Annotated in this window: 15 protein-coding genes and 1 other annotated feature; all 15 genes read right to left on the minus strand. The window is 37.3% G+C overall.

Annotated features, from left to right (window positions below; genetic code table 11):
- Window positions 1-225: 225 nt before the first annotated feature.
- The 15 genes from G8O30_RS09500 to hflK all read right to left on the minus strand — a co-directional run bounded on the left by G8O30_RS09500 (window position 226) and on the right by hflK (window position 17572).
- A complete protein-coding gene (locus G8O30_RS09500) occupies window positions 226-1206 on the minus strand; it encodes a nuclease-related domain-containing protein (RefSeq protein WP_239671849.1) in 981 nt (326 codons plus the stop codon).
- Between the two features lie 500 nt (window positions 1207-1706).
- On the minus strand, window positions 1707-3641 hold the full coding sequence (thrS, locus tag G8O30_RS09505) for a threonine--tRNA ligase (RefSeq protein WP_239671850.1): 1935 nt from the start codon (window positions 3639-3641) through the stop codon (window positions 1707-1709).
- A gap of 66 nt (window positions 3642-3707) precedes the next feature.
- Window positions 3708-3928 (minus strand) — a binding site (T-box leader).
- Window positions 3929-3990: 62 nt separating this feature from the next.
- On the minus strand, window positions 3991-4836 hold the full coding sequence (locus G8O30_RS09510) for a putative sporulation protein YtxC (protein WP_239671851.1): 846 nt from the start codon (window positions 4834-4836) through the stop codon (window positions 3991-3993).
- A gap of 84 nt (window positions 4837-4920) precedes the next feature.
- Window positions 4921-5862, minus strand: a complete 942-nt coding sequence (gene dnaI / locus G8O30_RS09515; RefSeq protein WP_239671852.1) for a primosomal protein DnaI — start codon at window positions 5860-5862, stop codon at window positions 4921-4923.
- Window positions 5863-5874: 12 nt separating this feature from the next.
- Window positions 5875-7275 carry a replication initiation and membrane attachment family protein gene (locus G8O30_RS09520; protein ID WP_239671853.1) on the minus strand — a complete coding sequence of 467 codons (1401 nt, stop codon included), beginning with the start codon at window positions 7273-7275 and terminating at the stop codon, window positions 5875-5877.
- A 67-nt stretch (window positions 7276-7342) separates the two neighbouring features.
- On the minus strand, window positions 7343-7798 hold the full coding sequence (gene nrdR / locus G8O30_RS09525; RefSeq protein ID WP_239671854.1) for a transcriptional regulator NrdR: 456 nt from the start codon (window positions 7796-7798) through the stop codon (window positions 7343-7345).
- A gap of 29 nt (window positions 7799-7827) precedes the next feature.
- Window positions 7828-8199, minus strand: coding sequence for a hypothetical protein (locus tag G8O30_RS09530; RefSeq protein WP_239671855.1), 372 nt, complete (start codon window positions 8197-8199; stop codon window positions 7828-7830).
- A 164-nt stretch (window positions 8200-8363) separates the two neighbouring features.
- On the minus strand, window positions 8364-8747 hold the full coding sequence (gene speD, locus G8O30_RS09535) for an adenosylmethionine decarboxylase (RefSeq protein WP_239671856.1): 384 nt from the start codon (window positions 8745-8747) through the stop codon (window positions 8364-8366).
- A 419-nt stretch (window positions 8748-9166) separates the two neighbouring features.
- Window positions 9167-10192, minus strand: a complete 1026-nt coding sequence (locus tag G8O30_RS09540) for a glyceraldehyde-3-phosphate dehydrogenase (protein WP_239671857.1) — start codon at window positions 10190-10192, stop codon at window positions 9167-9169.
- Between the two features lie 299 nt (window positions 10193-10491).
- A complete protein-coding gene (coaE, locus tag G8O30_RS09545; RefSeq protein WP_239671858.1) occupies window positions 10492-11082 on the minus strand; it encodes a dephospho-CoA kinase in 591 nt (196 codons plus the stop codon).
- A 19-nt stretch (window positions 11083-11101) separates the two neighbouring features.
- Window positions 11102-11731, minus strand: coding sequence for a sporulation membrane protein YtaF (ytaF, locus tag G8O30_RS09550; RefSeq protein ID WP_239671859.1), 630 nt, complete (start codon window positions 11729-11731; stop codon window positions 11102-11104).
- A gap of 76 nt (window positions 11732-11807) precedes the next feature.
- A complete protein-coding gene (gene mutM, locus G8O30_RS09555; RefSeq protein WP_239671860.1) occupies window positions 11808-12635 on the minus strand; it encodes a DNA-formamidopyrimidine glycosylase in 828 nt (275 codons plus the stop codon).
- Window positions 12636-12650: 15 nt separating this feature from the next.
- Window positions 12651-15281 carry a DNA polymerase I gene (polA, locus tag G8O30_RS09560; protein WP_239671861.1) on the minus strand — a complete coding sequence of 877 codons (2631 nt, stop codon included), beginning with the start codon at window positions 15279-15281 and terminating at the stop codon, window positions 12651-12653.
- A 405-nt stretch (window positions 15282-15686) separates the two neighbouring features.
- Window positions 15687-16616, minus strand: a complete 930-nt coding sequence (gene hflC, locus G8O30_RS09565) for a protease modulator HflC (RefSeq protein ID WP_239671862.1) — start codon at window positions 16614-16616, stop codon at window positions 15687-15689.
- Window positions 16613-17572: an FtsH protease activity modulator HflK gene (gene hflK, locus G8O30_RS09570; RefSeq protein WP_239671863.1), complete on the minus strand. Its 960-nt coding sequence runs from the start codon at window positions 17570-17572 to the stop codon at window positions 16613-16615. The genes hflC and hflK overlap by 4 nt, the downstream gene beginning before the upstream one ends.
- Window positions 17573-17887 lie beyond the last annotated feature (315 nt).

Raw genomic sequence — 17887 nt, forward strand, 5'->3', positions numbered from 1 at the left:
ATGTTCATACCAAATACGTAAATGTAAAAAGTCGAACTGGTTTTTCTACCTATCAACAACCAAAGGCGTCAATTAAGGTGAGAAGCGGGTGCTCCTTCTTGGATAACCAAGTAGTATTCAATTATACCTTAGTAACTTTATCATAACAGGCTGGGCCTGTCAATAGCATGTCTTTCGCAACAAAAATAATAATAGCATGATTGTTGGTGTCTGACAAGAGGAATTTTACAATTTTAATAGTTGAGTGAGATTTACTCGAGTTGCATGTGAGTGACCTGTTTTAGGGACATTATATTTTTGGAGTGTACGTCGAAATTTTGATCTGCATGGAATTTGAAGGAATTGACGTAAATGAAGGTTAATTGGTTGCTTATCTATAAGCAGTGCATAATCTTTTATGGCTAGAAGAAATAGATTATCCTCAGAGTTATCACATGAATTACACTGGTAAATTTTATATGGGATCTGTTTAACAATCTTTTTGCACAGGGGACAAATAATTCCTTTGCGTAAGTTTTGGGGATCTATGGGAAAGGCATTACTGAGGTTATTTTCAAAAGGTCGATTTAACTGAAGTAAACTTGCTTTTATCTCACTTTCATTTAATATCAGCTTATCTTTGTGTTTGACTAGATAACTCATGACTTTCTGATATAAGTGTTCTACACGACAAATGTTCTCTGGAAGCTCACTTGTAACCACGCAATGTTTAGAAGTTAATAACGCCAAATGTTCAACAACAATTTCTTTATCCGTCACTTTACTCAACATCTTTTGAACTTGAACTGCAGCAAATTCAGCTTGTGCTATCGGGTCTGAAAAGTGTGTCACTTGGTTGGCATATTCTCTGATAAGATGACGAGTAGATGGGTTATATGAAACTACTCCACTTATATGTTTAGATTCTAGCACAAGAATAAATTGTTCGAAAATCAGCAGCCCATCAATTTGTGTCAGTCCAAGCGAAGGTAAATACAAATCAATTAAGTACGTATGTTGAAAAGGAAGCCTCGCTACGTAAAAGTCCATATTTTTCTCACCTATATAACCTGATTCTCTGTTCCTTAGTTCGTTCATTAGCTCCTTTGTTAACTTGTAGTCTTCTGGAACTCTTCTAGACAGTGCTTCTAGATATTGAAGTGCGTAGGGTTTTTTTCTAATAATAATGATCACTCCTTTTTTGTATGGATTCGTGAAATTTGTCAAAACTCCTGCTAGGTTTACTATATTTTATATGAAAGGTAGTATCTGCACACTATTTGGGAAATGTGGTCACTTTTTTCTTGCTTTTGCACACTTTCATGGACTTCTGCTCACTTTTCCTTTGCCTCTGCACACTTTCGTGGACTTCTGCTCACTTTTCCCTCGTCTCTGCACACTTTCGTGAACTTCTGCTCACTTTTCCCTCGTCTCTGCACACTTTTATGGACTTCTGCTCACTTTTCCTTTGTCTCTGCACACTTTCGTGGACTTCTGCTCACTTTTCCCTCGTCTCTGCACACTTTCGTGGACTTCTGCTCACTTTTCCTTTGCCTCTGCACACTTTTATGGACTTCTGCTCACTTTTCCTTTGCCTCTGCACACTTTTATGGACTTCTGCTCACTTTTCCTTTGCCTCTGCACACTTTCGTCGACTTATGCTCACTTTTTATCAGCCCACACAAAAAATAACCCCCCAGCCAAGCTGGAGGGTCACCTATCAATCATTATCCACGCTTCACTTCAGCTAAAAGTTGCTCAAGGAATGCATCAAATGAAATTGTTTCTGATTTTTGTTCTCCGTATTTACGGACGTTTACTGCGTTTCCTTCTACTTCTTGATCTCCTACTACTAGCATGTAAGGGATCTTCTGCATTTGCGCCTCACGGATTTTGTATCCTAATTTTTCATCACGCACGTCAACTTCTACTCGTAATCCTGCCGCCTGAAGTTGTTCACGAACACGCTCTGCATAGTCACCATGAACATCCAACGATACCGGAATGATTTCTACTTGAACTGGTGATAACCAAGTTGGAAGTGCACCTTTGTATTCTTCAATTAAGAAGGCTACAAAACGTTCCATTGTAGATACAACACCTCGGTGGATTACTACCGGACGGTGCTGCTTTCCATCTTCTCCAACGTAAGTTAAGTCGAAACGCTCTGGTAACAAGAAGTCTAATTGAACAGTCGATAGAGTTTCGTCTTTTCCTAAAGCAGTACGAACTTGCACGTCTAGTTTTGGACCGTAGAATGCCGCTTCGCCTTCTGCTTCAAAGTAGTCAAGATCTAGCTCATCCATCGCTTCTTTGATCATCGATTGCGCGCGTTCCCACATCGCATCGTCATCAAAGTATTTCTCAGTATCTTCTGGATCACGGTAAGATAAACGGAAGGAGTAGTTTTCTAAACCGAAATCTTTGTACACTTCTTGAATTAAGCGAACCACACGTTGGAACTCTGCTTTGATTTGATCAGGACGAACGAAGATATGTGCATCATTTAACGTCATTCCACGTACACGCTGTAATCCAGCAAGTGCTCCAGACATTTCGTAACGGTGCATCATTCCCAATTCTGCGATACGGATTGGAAGTTCACGATAGCTGTGAATGTCATTTTTATAAATCATCATATGGTGTGGACAGTTCATTGGACGAAGTACTAAGTCTTCATTGTCCATTGACATTGCTGGGAACATTCCATCTTGATAGTGATCCCAGTGACCACTTGTTTTGTATAGCTCAACGCTACCTAGAACTGGAGTATAAACGTGGTCGTAACCAAGTTTTTCTTCTTTGTCTACAATGTAGCGCTCGATAACACGACGGATTTTTGCTCCTTTTGGTAACCAAAGCGGTAAACCTTGCCCTACTTTTTGAGAGTTTGTAAATAAGGAAAGTTCTTTTCCTAATTTACGGTGGTCACGCTCTTTCGCTTCTTCTAACAAACGAAGATGTTCTTTTAGATCATCTTTAGTGAAGTAAGCAGTTCCGTAAATACGTTGAAGCATTTTATTGTCACTGTTTCCACGCCAGTAAGCACCTGCAACGCTTAACAGTTTGAACTCTTTTAATTTGCCTGTTGATGGGACGTGTACACCGCGGCAAAGGTCAACGAATTCTCCTTGCTCGTAAAGTGTTACTGTTTCATCTGCTGGAATCGCTTCAAGCAATTCAATTTTGTACGGATCTCCCATTTCTTCAAAGCGTTTTGCCGCTTCATCACGAGATACTTCAATACGCTCAATAGAGATATTTTCAGAAATAATCTTCTTCATCTCTTTTTCAATCTTAGGGAAGTCTTCTGCAGAAATTACTTCTTCTACATCAACATCATAATAGAAGCCACTTTCAATTACAGGCCCTACTCCTAAGTTTACATTCCCATATAAACGTTTAAGTGCCTGTGCTAAAAGGTGAGCAGAACTGTGACGAAGAATTTCTAATGCATCTCCATGATCAGGTGTCACAATTTCAAATGCTCCGCCCTTTGATAAAGCAGTACGTAAATCAAATAACTCACCATCTACTTTACCAGCTAATGCTTTTTTCTTTAGTCCAGGGCTGATAGATCCAGCAACTTCTTCTGTTGTTGTCCCTACAGGAAACTCCTTTACCGCGCCGTCTGGAAATACTAATTGAATGTTTTCTGCCATTTTCGGTAGCCTCCTTCAGAATAATTGGGAATTTAACCCAATAAATAATAAAAAACCCGCCCCTATAAAAGGGACGAGTTTGAAATCGTGATTCCACCCTAGTTTTCAAACAGACTAAGCTGTTTGACTCCAGTTCAGATAACGGTCTGCAGCCGCTAGCGCCTACTATACATTTCGGGCTAGTGTTCAAAGGTGGTAACAGCATATGTCGTGTTAGGAAGCTTTCACCAAATGCTTCCCTCTCTAGAAACCGTACATCGCTATCATGTCCTCATCATTACATTGAGATTAGATAATGTTATGTAACGTATTATAGAGAGGTTGCCACTAAAATGCAATAGTCATTCACCTAAAAATTTGCTTTTGATATATCTAAACGAAAAGGAAAAGACTCCATAGCTAATACTTCTAATTTTTCCTCGAAAATAGCTAAACATGTTCGAATTATCGGCTGATTAGGTGAATCCGTGTAAAAATAGATTCTTTTAGGCGATAGGCTTAATAAAGGCGCAATTAATTGAGAATCAACATAGATAGGATGATGACTCATCAACCTTCTATCAATGTGTTTTTGTAAATCAGATTCTTTAAAATAATTACCTTTTGCGTCGTATAAAACAGGACTTCCCGTTAAGTGCACATGGACTGTCTCTTCCACAGAAGATTTATCGGCAACATACCTTCTAATCCAATCCAAATAATTTTGATATTCCTGCTCCATTTTATATTCGTCAATCGCTACTTCTACATATTGTGTAACCGAGTCTAAAAAAGGTCTACCTCTAAAGGAAAAGAAAGAATCAAGAGATAAAGCGCCCTCGTATGACCAAAGAAACGTAATAATCTCTTCTGGAATTTTTGGGAATTTCTTTTTAATAAAAGGGAGCAAATCTTCTCTTTCACCAGTCATTAATTCATCAGTTATAGAAAAAATTCTCTCTATTTCTAATTCATCTTTGTAAAGGAAAACATCTTTAATAATGTGAAGAACCCAATCCAAGCGTTTACGCTCATGGATAAACGAAGTTAACAAATCCGTTAATCCGTCCCAGCCAAGATCTCTATGTTGAAATGACAAAAGCATTTGTGTTTTAGCATATAACACGGATGAATCTAATTGGTAGGGAATGCTTTGAATTGAGAGCTTCGATTGAAACCATTCGACATCACGAACGTCTTTTAATAATAGATCCAAACGAATCCCTCCCTGTAGAATCAAGGTCAATCTACTTGATATATATGGGAAGCTTGGACCATTTAGACGTCTGAGTGAACAAAATTATTTACGAGAACGTAAATTTGGACCCGAGACTTGTACAGGTTCCGATAAATACTCTATACGCTCCATAATTCTTCTAGCTTTCATATCTTCTTTTTCTCCACGTTGAGAGTAGGTTAAATGATGTAAAAGCTCTTCAAAGTTAAAGTTAGAAGAGAACAACGTTGGAAGTTTTTCATTCATTCGGTACTGCAATATAGGACCTAAAATTTCATCGCGAATCCAACTGGACATCGATTCTGCTCCAATATCGTCTAACAGGAGAATTTCTGCTTCTTTTAGCGCATCCATTTTTACATCTACGGTCTTATCCGCTAATGATTGTTTCATTTCTCGGAAAAATTCAGGTGCATAGACCATTAGGGATGATGCCTGTTTTCTTTCCGCAAGTTCATTTGCAATAGCTCCCAATAAATAGGATTTACCTACACCAAATTGACCAAATAGGTAAAGCCCTTTTACTGATTTACCTTTTTCGTATTGTGAAATAAAAGCTTCTGCCGCTTCAATTGCATCATATCGTCCTGCAAAATCCATTTTTAAATCAGCCATATTCGCTTGCACGATATCTTTTGGCATATGAAAACTTTGAATTAACTTTTCTAACTTCCTTGATTTGACTGCCTGTTCTTGTCGCGGACACGGTCGATAATCAAGCTCGATGGATTCATTTCGTATTTTAGCAGTAGGTGCATATCCTGGGAGTGTGTTAATACACTCTCCTAATGAAGGACATTTTTCGCACTTTTTTGACGCCTGACCGTACTCATAAAGCTTAGACATTTGTTGATTCACCATGGTCATCGTCACATTGCCTTGGTTTTCCTCTAGAAATTTTCTTACATCTTCGTTCTCGAATAATTCTTCTTTCATTGCCTGAAGACGTTTTTGAAAACGATCTTCTGTCATCATCTTTTGTAGGGAACGTTGAATTGGCTCCATTTGGACACCTCCTTATTTCTTATATTTCTTCAATCTTTCTTCTAATTGTTTTTTACGTTCTAGTTCTTCATTTGAGATCACTGCATGTTCTGAAGGACTCGTTTTTTGTTCGTTATACTCTTTTAACCACTCTGGAAGTTTTTCTTCTCTTATAGGGGCTTTGGACCTTCTAGGTTGCTTCATAGTAGTGTCTTTCTTCTGTGTTGCCCATTCTTGGTATTTCTTTTGTTCCTCTCTCGCCAAATTCATCGCTTCTGGAACTGTTTTTATTTGTTTTCTAGCCCAGTGAGAGGCAATTTTAATTAAAAAGTTGCGGTTTAATTTCATATTCGTTCGATATAAAACAAATTCAATTAGTGTATTCATTACTCCAGGTTCTAGTTTTTGTGAGTCCATCACTTCTGCAATCAAGGATAAATCTTCTGGAGTTGGAGTTCCTCCTCCTGCATGAGCTTGTAATAATTCTCTAGGAGAAACAGTTTCTAAATATTGAATATGCTTTTCTTCAGGTGTCATTGGTTCTTTCTCGACTGTACGATTAGTAGGCTTTTGAACTTTTTCAACCATGGATGGTTCTGATTTTTTATGATTAAATCGATACCATTCTTTCACGTTTCTAGATAAAATCTCTAAGTCAATGGCCCCTTCTTCTGTAACACTGTGTAAAATTTCATCTTTCATGGATAAAGTATCTATTCCATATAAAAAGCCAAGCTTCTGCACATGCGCTAATACTTGAGATGTAATTGCTTTATCCGAAAGTAAGTTACCTTTTAGGCCTGATCGTAACAAATCTAGATCTATATGCTGGTCCGTCAACTGAACCGATCCTTTTTGTGCTTCTGTTACAAATCTTTGCTCTTTTTCCAAAGAAGATACTTGTTGAAAGACAGGGTCTAATATCGTCCTGGAAACATCAATGGAAAACACATCGTCATACGATCTTGTAACCTCTTGCCAATCTTTTCTCATTGGAGCTTGGTCCGTAAGTAGAGATTTTAACGTTTGGAATCTACTTTGTCCTACTTTCCGATATAACGGTACGCTCAATATTGGTTCTTCAAAAAAATCCTTAGCTTGTAAAGGGGCATGAAGATGATAGAGAAAATGTCTTTTTTGATCTTCTTTTTTCTCAAATACTTTCACAAGTCCCGTCGCTTCTAACCGGTTTCTTGCCAATATTAATTCACTTAACGGGACTTGCAGAATATCTAATAAGGAATAATGCATCGTTGGTTCACTACGCAATCGATTCATTGAAGGTTCATACGAAAGGTGATGAAATAACGCTGCACTAAGTGAACCAATTAGAGGTTGATATAATAACGTAAGCAATCGATAGTGTTCTGGTTGTAGAAAACCGGATAGATATACTTCATATGTATCAGAAGGCTGAATGTCTTTCCAAATCATGTCCTGCTCTCTCCTTCAAAGGAACGAGAAGAGCCAAGACGTCTCTTAAGGTGTCTTAGCTCTACTGTTAGTCCTTTTTCATTAGTTCTTTTAATTCTTCGATAAATACGTGTACGTCTTTAAATTGACGATAGACAGAAGCGAAGCGAACGTACGCAACTTCATCAATTTTAGCCAACCGATCCATGACAAGTTCGCCAACTTCCACGGACTTTACTTCCGATAAACCTCGATTTCTTAAATCATTTTCTACCTGGTAAACTAAGTTTTCTAGCTCTTGAAGAGGTACCGGTCTTTTCTCACAAGCTTTTATTAATCCACGCAACATCTTTTCTCGACTAAATTCTTCTCTTGTTCCCTCTTTTTTCACAACAATTAAAGGAGCTTCTTCTACTTTTTCAAATGTTGTAAATCGGTAGCTACAAGATTCACATTCTCTTCGTCGTCTAGTAACACGTCCTTCTTCTGTAGAGCGTGAATCAACTACTTTTGTTCCGTTATGAAAGCAACTAGGACACTTCACTTTCCATACCTCCTTTTAGAACAATTCTCTTATCCATCAATCTCTTGAAATTTCTTTTTCAATTCTGCATATATAGAAAGTATCTCTTGTTTAAGTTTTGGCTGAGCACCAGTTGGAATAAAGAGATCTGTGGAGTTCTTTACATCTACAGCTGTTTTTATCGGTGTAAGTTGGACAACAGAAACCACCAATAACCCAGATTTATCTCTTGGTCTTTGAGCCATGATTTCACCGCGATCCACAGAAACAGAAATTACTCTGTATCCTACCTTTTCAATTAATCCTTTTATTTCTTCCACCATTTTTCTGCCTGATTCTTTATAATAACGTGTTTGTAGCGTTACATCTTCATGTGCATCGCTCGTTTCACACTCTTTTGAAAATCGTTTAAAAATCCCCATCAGTCAACCCTGCTTTCGTTCTATATTGTTCTCTTAATGATAAATTTAATAAGCGATTAGTTCAAGTAAAGAAATAGATTCTAGTTTAAAACGTATCACACAATTGTAAAACAATTATGCATAATGCACAAAAAAGCTCCCCATTAACGGGGAGCTTTTTACTCTTAAAGAGCTTTAGCTTCTGAATTTGCTTTTACTTGAACTGGACCCATACCACGTGGAATCTCTACTGTTTCACGTGTTTCAGCTCCTAATGCATCAGCAATGTAGTTCGCTGCAATGTTCGGATCTAAATCTCCACATGTATACACATCGATGCTTGCATAGCCGTGTTCTGGGAAGCTGTGAATCGTAAGGTGTGATTCAGAAATAATGACGACACCACTTACACCCTGAGGAGCAAATTTATGAAATGCTACCTCGCGAATTTCAGCACCAGACTTTAAAGCGGCATCTACAAACGTTTTTTCAATTCCTACAACATCGTTTAACTTGTCAAAATCACAGCCCCAAAGCTCTGAGATGACATGACGACCCATTGTTTCCATTGATTGTTTCCCCCTTTACTAGAATTAAATATAAAGACAATCGACATTGGGTTTTGTATAACTACCACGGGGGAAAGTTAGTCCGAAGAGGTCCTAACCCTTTAAGTAGTTATGATACTATATTCAACTACGTGAGCGCTAAGTTCACGAATCATAGTATACTTTGTTTAAAATTGAATTGCAATGAGTTTTTTCAATTTGTTATATGTCCTTTTGAAGCATCCCCTAAAAATCAAGTGTGTACACTGTTAATAAAAACCTTTGTTAAATTTTAGAACAAAACATTAAATCAAAGATTAGGTTTCTGCAATCCTTTATTTCTTAACCCATAATTTCTATAAACAAAACAAAGACAGGTAGATTCATCCATCTACCTGTCTTTCGTACGTTTGTTCCAAATGCTCATATCACAAGTAATTTTAACTAATCTTCACCTTAGCCAGCAAACCCATTTCACTTGCTACTTTTTTCGTTAGGTCTACTACACGGCATGAGTAGCCCCATTCGTTGTCGTACCATGCTAATACTTTGATTTTTGTCCCTTCCATAACCATTGTTGATAAAGAATCAATAATAGCGGAGTGAGGGTTTGTATTAAAGTCAATGGATACTAATGGCTCATCGCAGACTTCTAGCACACCGTTTAAGGAAGTTCTAGACATGCGTTTAAACATGCTGTTTACTTCATCAACAGTAACTTCTCTTTCTACATCTACAACTAGATCAACTAATGACACATTTGGTGTTGGAACACGTAATGCCATTCCATGTAATTTCCCCTTTAATTCAGGCAGTACTAGAGCTAAAGCTTTTGCAGCTCCTGTTGATGTTGGGATGATGGATTGACCACACGCTCTTGCACGACGTAGATCTTTATGCGGATTATCGATATTTTTTTGATCATTCGTGTAAGCATGAACTGTAGTCATTAAACCATTTACAATTCCAAACTCTTCGTGTAACGCTTTTACCACAGGTGCCAGACAGTTTGTCGTACACGATGCATTTGAAATAATATCATGTTGTTCTATATTTAACTTTTCGTCATTAACTCCCATAACAATGGTGATATCTTCTTCTTTCCCAGGTGCAGTAAGGATTACTTTTTGTGCTCCAGCTTCCAAGTGAAGTGCCGCATTTTTGCGATCGTTGAATTTACCAGTAGCTTCAATAACTATATCTACCTCTAATTCATTCCAAGGAAGAAGGGCTGGATTTCGTTCGTTTACCAATGTAATCACTTTTCCATTTACAAGCAAACCTTCTGAACACGGTTCAACAGACCCTATAAACGGACCATGTGTGGAATCATATTTTAACAAGTGTGTTAACGTCTCTGCAGAGTAACTTGCATTAATTGCAACAATGTTCATGTCACCTTCTGTCATCGCTCTACGAAATACCATTCTTCCGATACGCCCAAAACCGTTTATCGCTATTCTCATGATTGCTCCCCCTTTTAGTGTAACACATATATACCCCTTAATATGTAATTAGTATATCACATTAGGACTTTTTTGACTATACTATATAGAATATTTTGAAAGCGCTTAAATATTTCTATATTTTCATCTATTTTTGCAAAATTACTGAATATTTCTGTTGTACTAATCGAGACTCATCCAGTACAAACCACATCATGTGAATGCCCTTGTGTTGTACCTAATTACAACAAAAAAGCTGCATCGTGTAGTGGCTTTCGCTCATACAACGTGCAGCTTTAACTTAAATGACAAGACTGAACTTAGTACCTTAAGTTGCTTAAGTATTTATCTAATTGAATAGATAAATCTTCCTTACTTCCTGAATTATCTATCGTCACATTTGCCAATTTCTTTTTCTCATTAATTGGCATTTGAGATGCAATTCTACTTAGCGCTTCTTCTTGAGAATAGCCATTTCTTCGCATCAATCTCTCTAGCTGTATCTCCTTTGGAACATAAATTAATAACGTTTGATCTACAATAGAAGTTAATTTACTTTCAAATAGTAATGGTATATCTAAAAAAACTATTTGGTTTCCCTCTTTTAGGTATTCATCTGCTTGAAAGAGCATTTCTCTTCTAATAGCTGGGTGCATAATGGAGTTAAGAGTAAGCCTTGCCTCTTCATTTTGAAACACTATAGATCCTAATTTCTCTCTATTCAAACTACCATCTTCATGAAGCATCCCTTGGCCAAAATGCTCTGCAATTTGGGTTAACGTTGGCTTGTTAGGCTCTACAATTTCTTTTGCAATTTTATCAGCATCTACCACAGGGTACCCTTGATCCTCTAAATAATTAGACGCAGTAGACTTACCAGAAGCAATTCCACCAGTAATACCTATAATCATTCGCGTACTCCTTTATCTCTTATAACTTTAAAATTCCTATCACTATCAGTATCACACCTGGGAGAAAGGAAAGTCTTTGTAACCATGATATGTGTGAAAACCATTTCCCTAGTTTCAGTCCGCTGGCTAGGAAGATAAAACACATACATCCCACTAATGTGGATAGCATTAAAGGAGAGACACCCAACAGTGCGGCACCAATACCTGCTCCAAACGCATCCAATGAAAGGGCCAATCCCAGCATTACTGCTTCAATTCCTGTAATTGTTCCACTTTTATCAAAATCAGCTTCCGTTGGTCTTTTTAAAATTTGAATTACTAATCCGATAGACTTTAGTTCTAATTTTACAATCACTTTTTCATGAGGTAACTTTTCTTCCGTTAGTTTCTCAGGTCTAAAAAATTGATATAATACCCAAGCCCCAAGTAATACGAGGATTACCCCTCCTAAAGTTTCCCCTATAGTAGGGTCGAAAAATTGACTCAACCATCTTCCTAAAAGCATAGCAACTATTAATGTTATCCCAGAAAACAAACCAATAATCGCTATCGACTTTATCGGTAACTTCATTCCCCTTAACCCATACGTAAAGCCCGCACTAAAGCTATCTAAGCTTACTGCAAAGGCTAAAATTAATAGAACCGCCAAAACTTACAACCCCTTCCAAGCACGTCATGTTAAACCAGTATATGATGACGGCCTGGGCAGGTGTTCCGCGTCCTTTTTAAGGCACGATTTGGCAAGAGAGACATATGTGTGTGCCTCGACCCGCAACTTTTATTTTCTCTATTGGTTTTCCACAAACTAAACAAGGTTCTCCTGTTCTTCCATAGACATATAATCTTTTTTGGAAGGTTCCGATTTTCCCTTGAGAATTAACATATGTTCGTATCGTGCTACCTCCAAGTTCTACCGCTTCTTGAAGGGTATCGATAATTTCTTGATAAAGTAAGGCAATTTCTTTTTCTGTTAAACTTTTTGCTTCTCGTAACGGATGAATCTTTGCACGGAATAATGCTTCATCCACATAAATATTTCCTAATCCTACTACTGCTTTTTGATCCAATAAAACTGCTTTAATAGACCTAGACGTTTTTTCAAATGCTTGTTGTAGAACTTCTGGTTGAAACAATGCAGAAAAAGGCTCAGGACCTAAATCTACTAAAGAGGAATGATGTAATGCCATTCCTTTCTTTACAAGGTGCATGGTACCAAACTTCCTTACATCTCGATACCTTAGTTCCGTTCCATCTGTAAAAGTGAACACAACGTGTGTGTGTGGTTCTTCTTTATCTCCTTGGTCATGAACGGAAAACTTCCCCTCCATTCTAAGGTGGGAGATAAGTGTCCAATTGGATAATTCAAATAATAGAAATTTCCCTCTTCTTTCTATTGTTTCAATTACTTCTCCATCTAGTTGTAAACGAAATAGGTCTAACTCAGGCTCCTTGACAATTTTCGGCCACCTAACGTCAACAGATTGAACTTTCTTCCCTTGCACTAAATGAAGAAGTGTACGTCTGGCTGTCTCGACTTCTGGTAATTCTGGCAAAATATTTGCTCCTTTCTACTTTGCTTCGTACCAAGAAGGACCAAAGCTGACATCTGCTTTTAATGGTACAGATAGTTCTGCTGCTCGCTCCATCACTGTTGGTACAAGCTCCTTCATTAGTTCTAGTTCTTCTTCTGGAACTTCAAATACCAATTCATCGTGTACTTGTAGTAGCATCTTAGATGTTAATCCTTGTTCATCTAATTCATTTTGCATATCAATCATTGCCTTTTTAATAATATCTGCTGCGCTTCCTTGAATTGGAGTATTCATAGCCGTTCTTTCAGCAAAACTCTTTAAATTAAAGTTTCTGCTAGTGATATCTGGCAAGTACCTTCTTCTGTGAAGTAATGTTGAAACGTATCCTTGTTTCTTCGCATCCTTCACAATTTCATCCATATACTCTTTTACACCTGGGAAACTGTTTAGATATTTCTCGATAAACGTTCCTGCTTCTTTACGCGAAATAGATAAACTTTGTGATAGCCCGTAATCGCTAATTCCATAAACAATACCAAAATTAACAGCTTTCGCGTGTCTTCTCATTAACGAGGTAACTTCCTCTTCTTTGACACCAAAGACATCCATTGCGGTCTTCGTATGAACATCCCGATCTTCTAAGAAAGCTTCTTTGAGCCCCTCATCATCAGCAATATGCGCTAACACTCTAAGCTCAATTTGAGAGTAATCAGCAGCAAGAATGGTCCATCCTTCTGTAGAAGGCACAAAGGCTTGTCTAATTTTACGGGCTTCTTCTAACCTAATAGGGATGTTTTGTAAGTTAGGGTCAATAGAACTTAAACGACCTGTTTGTGTCAGCGCTTGATTATATCTGGTATGAATTCTAGAAGTGTCGTCGGTTATAACTTTTGTTAATCCTTCTACATAAGTCGATTGTAGTTTAGATAGCTGTCGATAATGAAGAATCTCTTTTACAATTTCATGTTCTGATTCTAATTTCTCTAAAACATCTGCTGAAGTCGAATATCCAGTTTTCGTTTTTTTCAAAACAGGCAATTCTAATTTCTCAAAAAGAATTACACCTAATTGTTTTGGAGAATTGATGTTGAAAGTATCACCAGCTAGGCTATAGATTTTCTCCTCGATATCTTTTAAACGCGATAACAATTCTGTCCCCATTTGATTTAATCGTTCTTTATCCACCTTTACACCATAAGATTCCATCGCACCTAGTACAAGCGCAAGTGGCAGCTCTAATTCTTCAAGCAGTTCCATTTGCTCATTTTTAACTAGCTCATCGGTACATTCACCTTTTACAGCAAATACACCATACACTTTTCGTCCTAGATGATCTGCTAACACATCTTCTGCAGGTACTGTCCATTTAGCACCTTTTCCGTATACCTGCTCATCTGAGGAGATATTAGTAAAGCCATGTCTACTAACGACTCCGGCAAATTCAGCCGCTGCTTCTGAAGGATTTAGAATATAAGAAGCTAAAAATAAATCAAATGTAATACCTTTTACTTCACAACCAAATCGTTTCCCAACAACAAACGTTTTCTTTGCGTCGTATACCCATTTCTCTTTGGAATCGTCTGTGAACCATGTGGTAAAGGCTTCTGATTCAAATGCCTTATCTCCACCTACAAAAAATGTACCTTTTTCATTATGTAAGGTAACGCCTAATATTTCTTGACGATGATAATTTTCTCCCGCTATTTCAATGTGAAGTGCACTTGGAGATGCTAAGTGCTCTTGTTCAAAATTCGAAAGTATTGTTACCTCTATGTTTGTTAACTCTTGTGTATCTTCTTCTACTTCCACGTTCATTTTTTCTAGAATAGTGTTAAATTCAAGTTCTTTTAACAGCGGTATTAACTTTTCGTCATTCGCTCCTATATAACGAAGGTCTTCTACTTTCACTTCTATTGGTGCATTTCTTTCAATAGTTACTAATTGTTTACTAAGAATCGCAAGTTCTTTATTTGTTTCTAGTTTTTCTTTTAATTTTTTCCCACTGACATCTTCTAGATGGTCGTATATCTTTTCGATAGTGCCGAACTGAGCCAATAATTTTATGGCTGTTTTTTCTCCTACTCCAGGTACGCCAGGTATATTATCGGAAGAATCACCCATTAAACCTTTCATATCAATAATCTGATCAGCAGTTAATCCGTACTTCTCTTGAATATGACTTGGTGTATACGGCTCAATATCTGTAATCCCTTTTCTCGTGATTCCAACTGTTGTTTTTTCCGAGCTTAATTGTGTTAAATCTTTATCTCCGGAGATTACCTTTACTTCATAGTCTGCTGCTTCCGCTTCTTTTGAAAGTGTCCCAATAATATCATCAGCCTCATAGTTTGGGAGTTCGTATTGTTTAATATCGTAAGCATTTAATAATTCACGGATCATCGGAAATTGTTCTGATAATTCAGGTGGAGTTTTTTGGCGGCCACCTTTATATTCTTTGTACGATTCATGTCTAAATGTGGTTTTACCCGCGTCAAATGCTACAAGCATATGTGTAGGTTTTTCTTCTTCAATAATTTTGTTTAGCATGGTAGTAAAACCATAAACAGCATTCGTGTAAATACCTTTTTCATTATTTAATAAAGGTAGTGCAAAGAAAGCACGATACGCGATGGAATTCCCGTCAATCAACACTAACTTCTTCGTCATATAAATCCTCCATTGCACGCGTTAATAGAACGCTTGTTTTGGTTTAATAGTAACATTTTTTATATGTAGAAACAAAAAGATGCTTGGGCAAATAGCAAAATGATTGCAATGGGATTTTCGCTACAGGGGGACGCTTTCCGCGGGGTGGGCATCTGAGCCTCCTCGTCGCGGTCGCTGAGTAACGCTCTTAGCTCCTGTGGGGTCTCAGCTACCCACCTATTCCGCAGGAGTCGCCCCCTTACGCTCCAATCCCTAAATATTATTTAATTTAAGCATTATTTCTGCAATATCTCTGTTTCGCAATACATTATTATTAAAATACTGGCCAAAAAAAAAAAAGAAAACAGATGAACATTTATTAAATAAATGCATCTGTTTTTCTTTAAATTTACAATCAATATCCTCTTAGTTATTCCCTTGAAGATACTTAGCAAATGATGAAGTTGATGGAATCATGATGACCGTTTCGTCATTAATTGTCTTTTTGTAAGATTCTAACGTTCTATATAAGGAATAGAAATTTGGATCTTTTGAGAATGATTGATTATAGATGGACGCTGCTTCTGCTTCTCCTTCTGCTCGAATAACAGATGCATCTGCTTTCGCTTGTGCTAACAGCTCCGTTACTTCTCGATCTGTTTCTGCAATGATTCTATTCTTCGATGCATCTCCCTTAGAAAGATATTCTTGCGCTTTTGACTCACGTTCTGAAATCATACGCGTGTACACCGCCTGCTCATTCTCTGATGGAAGATCTGTACGTTTCATACGCACATCCAAAACTGTAATACCAATTGAATTTTTTTGAAGTAATTCATTTACTTTCAGTGTCACTTGTTCATTCAAACTTCCGCGAGATGATTTTTCATCATTCACAATTTCTTTATACTCTAGGCTTCCAAGTTCCGAGCGAACAACAGAATAAATATACTCTTCCATTTTTGACTCTGCTCCAGTAACGGAACGAACATTCGTAATCATTAGTTTAGGGTCTGTAATTTGCCAAACAGAATAGTTATCAATAATGATTCGTTTTTTATCTTTTGTGTTTATCTCCTCTTCTGTTACGTCGTATGTCATTTTTACTTTTGGCAACGTTGTCGTACTTTGAATAAAAGGTATCTTTACCTTTAACCCAGGTTGGTCATCTATACGTACAACCTCTCCAAACTGACGTACAACTTTATATTCACCTTCTTTTACTATATAAACGTTTGTGAGAAAGATTAGCATTATAGCAATTACGGAAGTGAAGAAGATGGATAACTTTACCAATTGTCTATTATTAATCTTTTTATTTTTTGTGTTCAAATTTACCACCTGTTCGTTACTCATTGGCCTTCACCTCCAGATTGATTTTCTTTAGGAGCTTGTTTTTCAATGGGACGAATAGGCAAATAACTCATGGTATTTTGGTTATCATCCATAATATATAACTCTGCATTCGGCAATACTTGCTCCAATGTTTCAAGCACCAAACGCTCTTGTGTAATTTCAGGATTTAAACGATACTGTTCATAAAGTTCATTAAAAACGGCAACATCCCCACGTGCAGCTTGGATACGAGCAGTTTTTTCTCCTTGCGCCTTAGAGATAATTGCGTCTTTTTCCCCTTCTGCTTCGTTCTTACGTTTATTCTGGTACTTTTGTGCTTCGTTAATCTTCGTATTCATCGTTTCTCGTGCATCTGTCACATCCGTAAATGCTTTTCTGACCTCAGCACTCGGCAGTTCTACATCTTGCAACTTTACAGTAATCACAGAGATACCTATACCATACTCATCAATTAGCTCCGACAGCAGACTATATACTTCTTGTTCAATTTCTGCTTTCCCTGATGTTAGTGCATCATCAATTAAGGAGCTACCAATAATGCTTCGAAGGGAAGCTGATGTTGCATCGTAAAGAATTTTATCAGGATCTTCTGCTTGAAATAAATATGATTCTGGATCAGTAATTTTCCATTGAACCACCATATCTGCTAATACGATATATTCATCACCAGTTATCATCTTTGTTTCACTAGGAAACGATTCCACTTCACCATCTTTTTGTTTATAACCAAACTGTAAACTAAATGTTTCTTTAGAGACCTTTTCAACAGATTGGATTGGCCATGGTAGTTTAAAATGTAAACCAGATTCTTGATGCGTTTCATCAACTTTACCAAACGTTAAAATAACAGCTTGATCGGATTCATCTACCGTGTACCAAGAAGTAAAAATAATAATACCTAAAATGACTGCTCCGAACAGAAATCCTGTTCCTTGCATAAGTTGTTTTGCGGACATGTTGTACTCCTCCTTTTCCTCGTATATATTTACGGAATGAGAAGTAAATAGTTTCATTTTTCTTATGATTAAGGATATTTATTGGGTGTATTTTTTACTATGATATTTAGGACTACAATCTAGCACACATTTAATTGTGGAAATATAAATAGGATAATAAGGATACTCCGTTAAGTGCAAGCCACATCACGTGGCTAACATGGAGTTGTTACTGTTCGCGTAACAGAAAAAAGCGAGAACGGGGTCAGTTCTCGCTTCTTGTTGCTCCTTGGATGAAGGGGTTTTCATAGTTATAGTATCAATAGATTATTAACT

The sequence above is a fragment of the Mangrovibacillus cuniculi genome (genome assembly GCF_015482585.1).
Lineage (GTDB): Bacteria > Bacillota > Bacilli > Bacillales > R1DC41 > Mangrovibacillus > Mangrovibacillus cuniculi.

Bases quoted from the DNA above. Each gene is read 5' to 3' on its own strand.
- thrS (WP_239671850.1), bottom strand. From the start codon at position 3,641: ATGGCAGAAAACATTCAATTAGTATTTCCAGACGGCGCGGTAAAGGAG.
- dnaI (WP_239671852.1), bottom strand. From the start codon at position 5,862: ATGGAGCCAATTCAACGTTCCCTACAAAAGATGATGACAGAAGATCGT.
- G8O30_RS09520 (WP_239671853.1), bottom strand. From the start codon at position 7,275: ATGATTTGGAAAGACATTCAGCCTTCTGATACATATGAAGTATATCTA.
- G8O30_RS09530 (WP_239671855.1), bottom strand. From the start codon at position 8,199: ATGGGGATTTTTAAACGATTTTCAAAAGAGTGTGAAACGAGCGATGCA.
- speD (WP_239671856.1), bottom strand. From the start codon at position 8,747: ATGGAAACAATGGGTCGTCATGTCATCTCAGAGCTTTGGGGCTGTGAT.
- G8O30_RS09540 (WP_239671857.1), bottom strand. From the start codon at position 10,192: ATGAGAATAGCGATAAACGGTTTTGGGCGTATCGGAAGAATGGTATTT.
- coaE (WP_239671858.1), bottom strand. From the start codon at position 11,082: ATGATTATAGGTATTACTGGTGGAATTGCTTCTGGTAAGTCTACTGCG.
- polA (WP_239671861.1), bottom strand. From the start codon at position 15,281: ATGACGAAGAAGTTAGTGTTGATTGACGGGAATTCCATCGCGTATCGT.
- hflC (WP_239671862.1), bottom strand. From the start codon at position 16,616: ATGAGTAACGAACAGGTGGTAAATTTGAACACAAAAAATAAAAAGATT.
- hflK (WP_239671863.1), bottom strand. From the start codon at position 17,572: ATGTCCGCAAAACAACTTATGCAAGGAACAGGATTTCTGTTCGGAGCA.